The following is a 12,915-nucleotide window of genomic DNA, read 5'->3' on the forward strand; positions in this document are numbered from 1 at the left end:
CTGCTGCCAATGCCAATCCGAGTTTGGATTGTGCATCGTCGCGAGTGTGCCATTTCGGTGTAGAGTTCGTTGCGGTTCACGTGGGGCGTTGGTTGTTGTTAATTGAGCGACGACTCAATATCAGTGCGCGCATTGACGCGCGGCTCAGGGCAAAGGGGAACAATATGCGGACATTGATGGCGCGGTCGCTGCTGGCGGCCGCTGTTGCAGTTGCGTTGACTTCTTGTGGTGGTGGGCATGGCGGCGGCAGTCCCATGGTCCACGGCGGCAATCCGCCGCCTAACTCGCCACCACCACCACCACCTCCTCCTCCTCCGCCGCCGCCAAATTCTCCGCCGCCGCCGCCACAACCGGCGTTCGACGCGCATCTGGTGCTGACCAATGCCCTGACGGCACAGGCGGCCGGCTACGACGGCAGCGGCTATCGCATTGGCGTCGTCGATACCGGGGTCAACCGCGACCATCCGGCGTTGGCCGGACGTGTGGTGTCCAACTTTGTGTACGTCGATCCGTCCAAGAACAACGTCAACGTTGACGATGTCGTCGGCCATGGCACCACCGTCTCTCAACTCGCCGCTGGTAAGCCAGTCGGTGCCTGGCCGGGCGGCATCGCGCCAGGCGCACAGATCGTGTCGGCGCGCATCATCTCCGACACCCAGCCCAAGGATGATGGAAGCGGCAGTGGCAATCAGGTCAGCGGTGGGCTCGGCTTAAGCGGCGTGCACCAGGATCTGATCAATGCCGGGGTCAAGGTGATGAACAATTCCTGGGGAGGGGTCTACTGGACCGATCCCAACGCGACCAACGCGATCGCCGATGATTACCGTCCGTTCGTACATGGCAACGGCGGTTTGGTGGTGTTCGCGGCGGGCAACGAGTCCAAGGCCACGCCGTCTGACATCGCCTCGTTGCCGAGCCAGCCTGGACCCGGCGGGACGCTTCCGGCCGCAGACCTGGAGCGCGGCTGGCTGGTGGTGGCTGCAGTGGATTCGACGACCGGGACGCAGTTAGCCTCCTATTCCAATGCTTGCGGCGCGGCGATGCGTTATTGCCTGGTTGCGCCAGGCACCGAAGTGTTCGTCGATCCGAAAGCGACCACGTCCACCTCCAGTCCAACCTACTACTACGGCAGCGGTACCTCGTTCGCGACTCCGTTGGTATCCGGCGCGGCGACGCTGGTGTGGCAGGCCTTCCCGTACTTCACCAACGATTTGGTCCGGCAGACCCTGCTCGGCACCGCCACCGACCTGGGCGCGCCCGGGGTGGACTCCGTGTTCGGTTACGGCCTGCTCAACATCGGCAAGGCGGTGAAGGGGCCGGCCCGGTTCGACTGGGGCGATGTCACTGTCGCGTTCGATGGCGGTTCGACCTGGGCCAACGATATCTCCGGTAGTGGCGGCCTGATCAAGCAGGGCAACGGGACCTTGACCTTGAGCAGTACGCACAACACCTACAGCGGCGATACCCAGGTACAAGGTGGAACGCTCAGCGCGGCGAGCCTGGGCAACTCGAACGTGGCGATCAGCAATGGCGCCACTTTCATCGGGACAGGGGCGCTGGGCGGCAATGTCGTCAATGCCGGTACTTTCCAGGTCGGGGCGGCGGTCTTGAGCCTGAGCGGTAGCTACGTGCAGGCCAGCAATGGTCGGTTGGCCCTGTTGGTGGGCGACAAGCTCTCGGCCGGCGGCACTGCGACCTTGCAGGGCGGTGCGTTGTACGTGCTGGGCAAGCACGACTACGTGGCCAATAACACCGCCTACAAGGTGTTGGAAGCCAGCGGTGGTTTGACCGGTACGTTCGCGTCGGTGACCTCGCCGTCGAACGTGTTCGTGACCGCGTCGCTGTCCTACGATGCCACCAGTGCTTCGATCACGCTGCAGTCGTTGAGCGTCACCGCGGCTGCGGCTGCTTTCGGCGTCAACAATGCGGCCACCCTGGCTTCGGCCAGCCGTGTGGATGCGGCGTTCGCGCGACTCAATACGCAACTGCAGAAGGCACCGGCGACGGTCGATGGTGACTTGTTGAAAGCCGCTGGCGCGGTACAGCAGTCGCCGACGGTGGCGGCGGCCACGGCAACCTTGCGCAGTCTGTCCGGCGAAGCCCACGCCGCTGCCGGTGCGATGACATTCGACACGATGGATCTGCAGCGGCGCGCACTGTCCAGCCGGTTCGATCTGCTGGTCGCGCGGCCGCGTGCGGTCGGTGCCTGGAGTCAGCAACTGGGCGAGACCGGGCAGGGCAGCTTTGCCGGCAGTCAGTTCCAGTTCGATGGTTGGCTGATGGGTCAGGATATGCGTCTTGGCGAGCATACGGTGGCCGGTGTCGCCTTCGGCGAGAGTCACGCCAACGATGCCGGTCGCCTGGATCGTAGTCGCAATCGTCAGGTGCAGGGTCAGGCGTATTTCGGTGCCATGTCCGGCAACACGTATGCGTTGGCGCAACTGGGTAGTGGACAATACCGCCGCCAGCTCGATCGCAGTCTGCTGCTTGGCGATAGCGTTGCCGATGCGTCCAGTCGCTATAGCGGGCGCTTCCTCTCAAGCAGTGTCGAGATTGGTTATCGCCTGGGCCGTGGCCCGGCTTGGCTGACGCCGTATGTCGGCGCCGACTACAGCCGCATCGACAGCGATGGTTTCCACGAGCAGGGCGGTGACGGATTCGGGCTCATGGCCGATGCCGCGTCTTCCTCGCGTAGCCAAGCGCTGGCGGGTCTGCGCACTGGCGTTGGCGGCCATGGCTGGTCGCTGCAGGGTTATGCCGAGTGGCAGCAGACCCTGGCCGCGCAGGGATTGGATCGCCAGGCCCGCTTTGTCGGCGTGGACGCGTGGGCGCCGTTGGTCGATCTGCAACCGGCACGCGCCGGTGGTCTGTTCGGCGCGAGCCTGCAGACGCACTGGAACACCTCGGTCCTCGGGCTGGGCTACGACCAACGCTTCGGTCCGCGCGGCGACGATCACGTGTTCTCGCTGCGCTACCGCCTGGGGTTCTGACCCCGGGCGGCAGTGCGCTGCCGAGGGATTTGGATCGCGCTGTTCCGGTGCGGACCGTGACAGTGCGTTGGCGTATCGGCGCGTGGGTCAAGATGCTTGTGGTGACCTCGGTCGGCCGCGATCCGGCCGAGGCTTTGCGCCATTGGCGGTGCGAATTATTCGCCGCGCAGATGCCCCATCGAGCGCGGTACGGTGCGGCCCAGTGGGAGTTTGAGCTTGCCAATGGCTTGCATGCGTGCTTCGGCGATGCGGTCGGCAGCCTGTTGCGTTGGGATATTCTCGCGCTCGGACAGGTCGAAGATCTTGCCGAGGTTGTGGTACATGCTGCGGATCAGGCGCATCGCGCGTTCGCGGTTGTATCCGTCGATCTCCAGCGACACATTCATCACGCCACCGGCGTTGACCGCGTAATCCGGCGCGTAGAGGATGCCGCGGCGATGCAGTTCCTCGCCCACGGCGGCGCTGGTCAATTGGTTGTTGGCGGTGCCGCAGACGATCTTCGCCTTCAATCGTGGCAGCTTGGCTTCGTCGATGGCGTTTTCCAGCGCGCACGGTGCCAGTACGTCGGCGGCGACGTCGTAGATTTCCTCGGGCGTCACCGCTTCGGCGCCGTATTCGGCGACTGCGCGCTCGACCAGTGCCGGATCCAGGTCGGTCACGTACAGCTTGGCGCCGCGTTCCTTCAGCAGCTTCACCAACTCCATGCCAATGTGACCCAGACCCTGCACCGCGATGCTGATCTTGCCGATTTCTTCGTGGCCGAATTTACGTTGCAACGAGGCCAGCAGTGCCTGCAGCGCACCGTAGGCGGTGAACGGGGCCGGATCGCCGGAGCCGCCGTGGACCTGATGCACGCCGGTGACGTATTCGGTCTCCAGGTAGATCTGCTCCATGTCGTTGACGTCGGTGCCCACGTCCTCTGCGGTGATGTAGCGCCCGCCCAGTGAATCCACGTAGCGACCGAAAGCGCGCAGCAGCACCTCGGATTTATCGGTTTTCGGATCGCCGATGATCACGGCCTTGCCGCCGCCGATGTTCAGCCCGGCCAGCGCGTTCTTGTAGGTCATCGTGCGGCTGAGCCGCAGTGCGTCCTGCAGCGCCGATTCAGTGGTGGCGTAGGGACGCATGCGCACGCCGCCCAGCGCGGGGCCAAGGACGGTGTTGTGGATGGCGATGATCGCTTTTAAGCCGATATCGTGGTTGTGACAGAAGACGACTTGTTCGTGGCCGCTGGTGGCAAGTGTTTCGAAAAGCATGGGGGCTCCGCTGGCGTTACAGGTGTCAAATACCGTGTTTCCAGGAACTTGCCTAGTTTAAGTGGCGCAAAACGAAAAAACGCGACGGTTTCGGAACTGGCCCTGATCGTCGCGATACGGCATCTTAAATCAATTGTGCGCCGATGTAATGACCCGCTGAAATCCTGCGTGGGTGTCACGTTTCGAAGCAGACACCGATGACTTGAGTCATGCAGGAGAAGCGGATCGAGTGTTGGATTGTCCGGCGCAAGTCGGCGGTCATGGTGGCGCTTTGCCAAGTCAAGACGAAGCTGGCACAGGCTAGCGGTGATTGGACCTGACCCCGCCGCGGATCGAGCGGGCATTGGCATCTAACCAAGATGGGCAATCCTCCGTGTTGCATGCCGCACTGTGGCATGCAACACGGTTGATGCGATTACGGCAGCCCGGCCAGCCAGTCGTCGTCGCTGCCTTCGTTGATGTCGGCGAACAGCGGTGTGGAGAAGTAGCGCTCGCCAGTGTCCGGTAGCATCGCCAGAATCACCGCGCCGGGCGTGGCGGTTTCGGCCACCTGCAATGCGGTGGCGACGGTGCCACCACCGGAAATGCCGGTGAAAATGCCTTCCTCGGCGGCGAGGCGGCGTGAGACTGCGATGGCTGCGTTGTCCTCCACGCTCAGTACCGCGTCGTACACCGAGCGGTTGAGGACTTCGGGGATGAAGTCGGGTGTCCAACCCTGGATCTTGTGCGGTTTCCATTCCTGGCCTTGCAGCATGGCCGCGCCGGCCGGTTCGCTGGCGATGATGCGCACCTGCGGGCGTGCGATGCGCAGCACTTCGCCGACGCCGGTCAGGGTGCCGCCAGTGCCCCAGCCGCTGACGAAATGGTCCAGCCGGCGGCCGGCGAAATCGCGCAGGATCTCCGCAGCGGTGGTGTTGCGGTGGTAGGCGGGATTGGCCGGGTTGGCGAACTGCCGTGCCAAAAACCAACCGTGTTCCTTGGCGAGTTCTTCTGCTTTGCGCACCATACCGCTGCCGCGTTCGGCGGCCGGGGTCAGGATCACCTTGGCTCCATAGGCGCGCATCAACTTGCGCCGTTCGATCGAGAAGGTCTCCACCATGGTCGCGACAAACTTGTAGCCGCGAGCGGCAGCGACCATCGCCAGGGCCACGCCGGTGTTACCGGAGGTCGCCTCGACGATGGTGTCACCGGGTTTGAGCAGGCCGCGCGCCTCGGCGTCGAGCACGATCGCCAGGGCAAGGCGGTCTTTGACCGAGCCGCCAGGATTGAACGCTTCGACTTTGACGTACAGGCTGATGTGCTTCGGTGCCAGTCGTTGCAGCTTGACCACTGGCGTGTGGCCGATGGTGTCGAGGATGTTGTCGTAGATCGCCATGTGCAGTGTCTCCGGAAGGGGGCGGGTCAGGCGGTGTGCATGAGTGGCGCCGCCAGCCTGCAGATGCGCCCGCGACACGGCCACAATCCGTTGTTCCCGTGCCAATGCGCTCTCGGGCAGTCTATCCGGCGCGGCCTTGCGGTGCAGGCCCAGCGACTGCGCATGGTCATGATTGTGGCAATCACAGAAGGACGCATGCTGAAGCGTAATACGAGAGATAGGGAAAGCAACGAGATAGGCAAAGCAGCGACGACCTTAGCGTGCGTGCCTGATGGCGGGAAATCATCTTCTGTCCGGGCATATTGCCCTCGGTTATGAGCTGAGGCCGATTTCCACTACAGTCGTGATTCCTCCACCAGATGTCGCCTTGCCTTTGTTCCGATGACACTGATCCAGCTTCGTTACCTCATCGCCATTGTCGATGCCGATCTGAACATCACGTTGGCGGCGGCGCGCGTGCATGCCACGCAGCCGGGGTTGTCCAAGCAACTCAAACAACTCGAGGACGAGTTGGGTTTTCTGTTGTTCGTGCGCAAGGGGCGTAGTCTGGAGGCGGTGACTGCGGCAGGTCGGGAGGTGATCGCGCGCGCGCGCGCGGTGCTGGCCGAGGTCAACAATATCCGCACCTATGCCGCTAACCAGTGTCGCCAGAGCCAGGGCCAGCTCACCCTCATCACCACGCATACCCAGGCGCGTTTTGTGCTGCCGCCGGCGGTGGCGAGGATCAAGCAGCGCTATCGGCAGGTCAGCGTGCATTTGCAGCAGGCTGCCGAGAGCGCTGCGCTGGATCTGCTGAGCCAGGGGGATGCCGACATCGCCATCGTCAGCACGGCAGGCAATGCGCCGGGTGCTGGTATCGCGGTGCCGTTATACCGCTGGCGGCGCCTGGTGCTGGTACCGCGCGGACACACGTTGGATGTGCCGACGCGGGCGCCGGACATGGCGGCGTTGGCGGCGCAGCCGTTGATCAGTTACGAATCCTCGGTCCGTGCCGAATCTTCGTTGCGGCGCGCATTCGCTGGCCTTGGCTTGGAGCCGAGTATTGCGTTGACCGCGCTCGATGCGGATCTGATCAAGACCTACGTGCGTACCGGGCTGGGTGTTGGCTTGCTGGCGGAGATGGCAGTCGGCGCCAACGACACGGATCTGCGTGCATGGCCGGCGCCGGCGGAGATTCCCGAATGCATCGCCTGGGCCGTGCTACCGCGCGATCGCGTGTTGCGCGACTATGCCTTGGAGCTGGTGCATGCGCTTGCTCCGCAAATCGATACACGTGACCTGCGCCGGGTCATGAAGGGCAATCAACCGCCGGATTGGCCGTTGCCGCCACGCTGGGAAGCGCTGACTCAGGCCCGCATCGACTGACGTTGTCGCCGCGTCGGTGGCTCAGCGTTCTGTCTTTGCTGGTAGCTTCACTGTGAAACGGCTGCCGTGCCCTTGGCGGCTGCGAACCTCGACGTTGCACCCGAGGGTGTCCGCTGCCCGGCGCACGATCCATAGGCCAAGGCCGAGTCCATCGCTGCGCGGATCGGCCTGACGGAAGGCCTGGAACAGGGTGCGCAGGCTGTCTGGATCCATGCCGATACCGCGGTCGATGATCTCCACGGCCACCGTGTCGCCGCGCCGACGGCAGCCGACCAGGACTTTGCCATGCGCGGTGTACTTGACTGCATTTCCGATCAGATTGCCCAACAACGTGGACAGCAGCGGCGCGTTGCTGTGTACGCGCAGCGTGGTCGGCACGTTGCGCAGTTGCACTCCATTGGCTTTGGCCTGGGGGCGCCAGGTTTCCAGGATCGGTGCCAGCACCTCGGCCAGGGGCAGGGAGTGCAAGGTCGGCAGGCTGAACTCGCCGCTGGCCGCGCTGGTGGCCAGCGTATCCAGCCCGGTCGCCACCTGGTTCAAGGCGGCGCGGGCGGCATCCAACGGCAACGCGCCGGCGTCGCCGAGTTGGCGTTGCACCTTGGCCAGTGCATAGGAGGCGGTGCGTAAGGGCGCTTTCAGGTCGTGGCCGGCGATGGCCAGCAAGCGACTGCGGTAGTGGTTGGACTCTTGCGCCAGATGCAGCGCCTTGCGCAGTTCCAGTTGTGCCATCGCCTGCCGTGCCAATGCGCGCAGTGCTTCGATCTGTTCGTAGGAGAGGTGCCGTGGGCGATGGTCCAACACACACACTGTGCCCAGGGGGAGACCGTCGGAGGTCTTCAACAATGCGCCCGCGTAAAAATGCAGGTGCATCTCGCCGGTTACCAGGGGGTTGTTGGCGAAGCGTGGGTCTTCGCGTGTGTCCGGCACCAGCAGTAGATCGTCTTCCAGCAGCGCATGCGCGCACATGGAGATGGTCAGTGGGGTTTCCCGTATGCCCAGCCCGACCTCGCTCTTGAACCATTGTCGTTCGCTGTCGATCAGGCTGACGACAGCGATTGGAGCTTGGCAAATCAGTGCGGCCAGCCGAGTGATATCGTCGAAAGCGGGTTCGCGTGGCGTATCCAGGATCGCGTAGCTGTGCAGTGCATCCAAACGCAGCACTTCGTTGTGCGGCTTGATGGCGCAATGAACAGGGAGAACGGCGGATTCGTTGGTGGACATACGGCGCGGTCCGACGGCATAGGGGGCCAAGTCTAGGGTATCGCGCGCGGTGCTGCTGGCATCGTGCCCTGGGTGACTGGCGCGGGTGGCCTGCGTTTCGTACTGGTCAGGCCATACGCCAGCGGATGCTTCGTCTCACGGGTGTCGGTGAAGCGCGCATGCGCGCCGTGTTGTGTGGGGAGCGTCGATAGGCGGTTGCCGCGCGGGCTGCGACCACGCGTCGCGTTGGCGTGCTGGTGAGCGTGGACTAGACTGGGATCATGTTCCGTTTCCGCCAGCCATCATCCTTGTATGCCGCCCTCGCCGTGTTGGCGGTCGGGTTGTTGCTGTTGGCGCCGTTGATCAGTCGTTGCCAGCAGGCGCTCTCAAGTGAAGTGACGTTGCAGGGCCAGGCGTTGTGTACCAGCAGCGGCCTGCGCCTGCCGGGGCGCGCGGGCAGTGTGCTAGCGGCGCAGGACGAGGACGGGCATCACCATGACGCTGGGCTGGCGCACGCGCCGGCTTGCGATTACTGCTTGCTGGTCGCGCGTCTGCTGCCGTGGGTGGCGCTGTTGCTGGCATTGTTGCCCTGGCGCTGCAGCCCGGTTCCGGACGTGGCTGTACGCAGTGTTTTCGCTGCGGCCGACCTGCGTTGCGCACACCCCGCACGCGGCCCCCCGCTGTTCTGTTGATCCACAGGTTGGTTGTTTCCGTGCTGCGACGTTGTCGTGGCACGTCCTTCCTTTGTATCGATGGAGTCATCGATGATGCGTTTTCTTTCCATGCCGACGGCGGCGTGTTGTTGTGTCTGTGTCGCGGTGCTCGCCCCTGCTCATGCCGAGGTCGACGCACTGCCAGTGGCTGCCGGCGACTCCGTGTTGACGTTGGGCAAGGTCCAGGCCGCCTCGCCACTCGCCGTTGGTTCCAGTGCGCGCAACGTGTTCAGTTCCGTGGACATCCTCGACGGCGATCTGCTGCAGGATCAGCAGGTCGATAACACGTCGTTACTGCTGCTGCGCGCGCCTGGTGTGCAAGTCACTCAGTTCAAAATGGGAGTGGAGGGCGGTCGGTTTTCTTTCCGTGGCTTCAACGGCGAAGGTCGGGTCAATGCGGTCAAGTTGCTGATCGATGGCATTCCCAGTAACGACAATAACGGCGCCATGCCTTACCTGGATGCGGTGTTTCCGTTGGAGATCGCCGCGCTCGAAATCGTGCGCGGCACCAACGATCCGCGTTATGGCCTGAACGCCATCGCCGGCAGTGTGGAAGTGCTGACGCGCAGTGGCGGCAACGATGGCCATGCCAGCGTCACCGTCGGCAGTTTTGGTACCCGCGAGGTGCAGGCGCTGCAGGGCATCGAGCATGGCGGCTGGAGCCAGAACTACTTCGCCGCCTGGCGCGATAGCGACGGTTACCGCGATCATGACGACGCGCGCAAACGCGCGTTCGCCGGCAAGTGGTTCTATACCGACCCGGATGCGCGTTGGCGTGCCGGGCTCAGCGCGCGTTACTACGACGATGCGGCATTGGAGGCAGGGTATCTGGATGCCGCCACGGCGCAGAGCGCGCCGCGCAGTTCGCCGGATTACGCGCGCGATGACCGTAGCGCGCGTCAGACCGGGCAAGTCGGGCTGCACCTGGATGCGCGCCTGAGCGATACCGTGCAGAGCAGTACGACGCTGTATTGGAATCGCTACCAGAACCGGCGGTGGGTGCGCTTCACTGCGGCTAGCGCGCAACAGGAACGCGATACCGACGAAACCCAGCGTGGCTTCCTGAGCAAGCTCAGTTGGGTGCCGCAGGTGGATTGGGCGGAATCGTTCGCGCTGGAGGGCGGAGTCGATGGTCAATGGCAGGACAGTACCTCGCAACGCTATCGCACTGTGGCACGGGTACGCACGATGCCATTGCGCGACTGGGATTTCGACCTGCACACGCGTGGCGTCTACGTGCAGGCGGTGCTGCGCCCGAGTGCGCGTCTGCAACTGGTGCCCGGTTATCGTGTGGATTGGGTAGGTGGGCAGTTCCGCGACCTGTCCAGTGGAGCGCGTTATCCGGCCTACGCCTACGGCACCATCCGGCAACCCAAGTTGAGCGCGGTGTACAGACTGACCGAGCAAACCAGTGCCTACGCCAACATCGGTCGCAGTTTTCAGATCGGCAGCGGCAATGGTGCCTATCGCACCCAGTCGCGCGATCTGGCGCCGTCGTTCAACGACGGCTGGGAGACCGGATTGAAGTTCGTCGGTGCGCAACAGCGTTGGGACGCGCGTGTGGCGTACTGGGAACAGCGTGCCTCCGACGAAGTGGCCACCATCTTAGGCGTCAACGGCAGCGTCGGCACGGGTGAGGTCGGTAACGTTGGCAAGACCCTGCGCCGTGGCTGGGACGCGCAACTGAACTTGCATCCGGACGCGCGCTGGATGCTGTGGCTGGCATATTCGCGGCAACGTGCGCTGATCGAGACCCCGGACCCGAGTGCGCCGATGACACGTGGTAAAGAGATCGAAAACGTGCCGCACTTTCTGGCCAGTGCCGGTTTCGACTGGCAGGCGACATCACGTTTGAAGCTCTCGGCATGGGGCAACGCGCAGGGCGATTACTACGTTGAGCGAAGCAATACGCTGGGTCGCTACGGCGGTTATGCGTTGGCCAATCTGGGGGCGAGCTGGGACTTGGGTGCGCAGCGCGAGATTTCCGTGCAGTTGAAGAACCTGACCGATCGCCACTACGTTTATGTCTGGTACGACAGCGGTTCCTCCGGTCAATCGCCCGGCGACGGCCGCGCCCTGTACGTCACCTTGAGCTGGGGTTGGTGATGACACGCGCCATGATGGCGGAGGCTGTACCAACCGCGCGGTTTTACCGTGCGGTGTGGCGCTGGCATTTTTACGCTGGCTTGCTGGTGCTTCCGCTTCTGGTCTGGCTGGCGCTGACCGGTGCGGCATTCGTCTACCAGCAGCCGATCGACGGCTATTTCCATCGCGGGCTGAAGACAGTGATGGTGCCCGCTGACGCACACGCGTTGCCGCCGCAGCGGCTGCTGGATGCGGCGTTGGCGGTGCAGCCGGGGCAGGTGCTGCGCTACACCACGCCGGTGCGGCCCGCCGCTTCGGCGGAAGTGACCGTTGCCGCCGCCGATGGGCGTCACCAGGTGGTGTACGTGGATCCGTATCGGGGGCGGGTGTTGGGTCGTTTGCCCGAGCATGGCACTGTGTCCTGGACGATCCGCCGTTTGCACAGCCTCGACTACGTCGGCTGGTTCGCCAGAGCGTTGATCGAAGTGGTCGCGGGCTGGGCGATCCTGCTGGTGTTGACCGGGATCTATCTGTGGTGGCCACGCGGGCGTCGTGGTGGTGTGACCCAGGTACGCGGACGGCCGCCACAGCGGCGGTTCTGGCGCGATGTGCATGCGCTCACCGGTAGTGTCGTCGGCGCGATGCTGTTGTTTTTGGCGCTGACCGGATTGCCGTGGTCGTGGTTCTGGGGCGCGCAGGTCAACCGGCTCGCCAATGGCCATCACTACGGTTATCCGGCCGGGTTACGGGTGGATCTGCCGATGTCCACGCAGCGCCTGGGCGAGACCGAGGTGCCCGCCTGGTCGCTGCGTCAGGCGCGCGTGCCGGAATCGATGTTGCCGTCAGCCGTGCCGACGACTGCGCATGCGATGCGCCGGGCCGAGGATGCAAGTGCCGCGATGACCGTTGCCAGCCCGCCCGCCACTGCGATTGGTCTGGACGCGGCGGTTGCCCACTTTCGAGACCGTGGTATCGCCGCCGGTTACAGCGTGGCCTTGCCGCGTGGTCCTCGTGGCGTGTACACCGCCTCGGTATATCCGCCTGACTTGGCGCAGCAGCGCGTGATTCATCTGGATCAGTACAGCGGCAAGGTCCTGCTGGATATGTGCTACGCCGACTATGGCCCACTGGCCAAGGCACTGGAGTGGGGCATCAACGTGCACATGGGCCAGGAGTATGGAGGGTTCAATCAGGTGGTTTTGATTGCCTCGTGCCTTGGCATCGTGGTGCTGTGCGTGAGTGCCGTGCCGATGTGGTGGAAGCGGCGTCCAGCCGGTGCGCTGGGTGTGCCGCCACCGCCTGACCGGCGCACCTTGCGCGGTGTGATTGCGTTGTTGGCGCTCGGCGGTGTGCTGTTCCCGTTGGTCGGCCTGTCGCTGATGCTGATGCTGGCGCTGGATTGGTTGCTGGTGTTGCGGCACGAGTGAGCGCACTGGCGATGGAGGCGTCACTGCTTTCGCAACGGTTCCGTTTGCGCTGTGGCAGGGAACTCGTTGCGATCTGCCATGCTGGAAGTGTCGCGATGGTCGCAATAACCAGCAAGTCGCTCAGTCCGCTTCTCGTGGTGCTCTTGCATGTTGACAGCGTCCAGCGACCGAGCGCCGATGTCTTGCGATAGCGCGCGACGTGGTGCTGATGGCACCGGATCCAGCTTGCGCATCAGGTGGTGCTGTCGGGCGTCTCGCTGGCGTTTGCGGCAGCCTTGGCGGCGTCGCGCGCTTCGCGTTTGCGCGCATCTTTCTCGTCCTGCTGTTTCTTCTTGGCCAGTTCGCGCTGACGTTTTTCAAAGGAGTAGTTGGGCTTGGCCAAGTGATGTCTGCTTGTCGGTGGGAGAGAGGCAGTGTACTCGCTACGCGATTGGCGGGGTGAGAAAACGACAGGCGGCCAAGTTGAGGCAGCCTGTCCTAGTGCAGCAACAGCAGTGCGGTATT

The 12,915-nt window shown here is 63.9% G+C and carries 9 protein-coding genes; 5 read left to right on the forward strand and 4 right to left on the reverse strand.

Features of this window, described 5'->3' with window-relative positions:
- The first annotated feature begins 164 nt into the window (after nucleotides 1-164).
- Nucleotides 165-2,990 (forward strand): autotransporter serine protease, encoded by a 2,826-nt coding sequence (locus XANALMUS060_RS00465; protein ID WP_045736697.1) that lies wholly within the window; start codon nucleotides 165-167, stop codon nucleotides 2,988-2,990.
- 155 nt (nucleotides 2,991-3,145) lie between these two features.
- Here the strand turns inward: XANALMUS060_RS00465 and XANALMUS060_RS00470 are convergent, their stop codons facing one another.
- Together XANALMUS060_RS00470 and cysK are read right to left on the reverse strand one after the other, a co-directional pair.
- Nucleotides 3,146-4,246 carry a Glu/Leu/Phe/Val dehydrogenase dimerization domain-containing protein gene (locus XANALMUS060_RS00470; protein WP_045736698.1) on the reverse strand — a complete coding sequence of 367 codons (1,101 nt, stop codon included), beginning with the start codon at nucleotides 4,244-4,246 and terminating at the stop codon, nucleotides 3,146-3,148.
- A 415-nt stretch (nucleotides 4,247-4,661) separates the two neighbouring features.
- On the reverse strand, nucleotides 4,662-5,621 hold the full coding sequence (cysK, locus tag XANALMUS060_RS00475; RefSeq protein WP_045737044.1) for a cysteine synthase A: 960 nt from the start codon (nucleotides 5,619-5,621) through the stop codon (nucleotides 4,662-4,664).
- Nucleotides 5,622-6,002: 381 nt separating this feature from the next.
- Between cysK and XANALMUS060_RS00480 the strand changes: the two genes are divergently transcribed.
- Nucleotides 6,003-6,986, forward strand: a complete 984-nt coding sequence (locus tag XANALMUS060_RS00480; RefSeq protein ID WP_045736699.1) for a LysR family transcriptional regulator — start codon at nucleotides 6,003-6,005, stop codon at nucleotides 6,984-6,986.
- 21 nt (nucleotides 6,987-7,007) lie between these two features.
- On the opposite strand, the gene XANALMUS060_RS00485 is transcribed toward XANALMUS060_RS00480, so the two are convergent.
- Entirely contained in the window at nucleotides 7,008-8,207 is a 1,200-nt protein-coding gene (locus XANALMUS060_RS00485) for a HAMP domain-containing sensor histidine kinase (RefSeq protein WP_045736700.1), read from the reverse strand.
- Between the two features lie 260 nt (nucleotides 8,208-8,467).
- On the opposite strand from XANALMUS060_RS00485, the gene XANALMUS060_RS00490 reads away from it, so the two are divergent.
- The 3 genes from XANALMUS060_RS00490 to XANALMUS060_RS00500 all read left to right on the forward strand — a co-directional run bounded on the left by XANALMUS060_RS00490 (nucleotide 8,468) and on the right by XANALMUS060_RS00500 (nucleotide 12,411).
- Nucleotides 8,468-8,878 carry a DUF2946 family protein gene (locus XANALMUS060_RS00490; protein ID WP_045736701.1) on the forward strand — a complete coding sequence of 137 codons (411 nt, stop codon included), beginning with the start codon at nucleotides 8,468-8,470 and terminating at the stop codon, nucleotides 8,876-8,878.
- A gap of 72 nt (nucleotides 8,879-8,950) precedes the next feature.
- Complete coding sequence (locus XANALMUS060_RS00495; RefSeq protein WP_045736702.1) at nucleotides 8,951-11,005, forward strand: TonB-dependent receptor; 2,055 nt, start codon at nucleotides 8,951-8,953, stop codon at nucleotides 11,003-11,005.
- A gap of 11 nt (nucleotides 11,006-11,016) precedes the next feature.
- Nucleotides 11,017-12,411, forward strand: coding sequence for a PepSY domain-containing protein (locus XANALMUS060_RS00500; protein ID WP_045737045.1), 1,395 nt, complete (start codon nucleotides 11,017-11,019; stop codon nucleotides 12,409-12,411).
- Between the two features lie 232 nt (nucleotides 12,412-12,643).
- Here XANALMUS060_RS00500 and XANALMUS060_RS21060 read toward each other — a convergent pair whose 3' ends face one another.
- Nucleotides 12,644-12,793, reverse strand: a complete 150-nt coding sequence (locus XANALMUS060_RS21060; protein ID WP_200893982.1) for a hypothetical protein — start codon at nucleotides 12,791-12,793, stop codon at nucleotides 12,644-12,646.
- Between the last annotated feature and the right edge of the window lie 122 nt (nucleotides 12,794-12,915).

The organism is Xanthomonas sp. MUS 060 (genome assembly GCF_000963215.1).
Taxonomy (GTDB): domain Bacteria; phylum Pseudomonadota; class Gammaproteobacteria; order Xanthomonadales; family Xanthomonadaceae; genus Xanthomonas_A.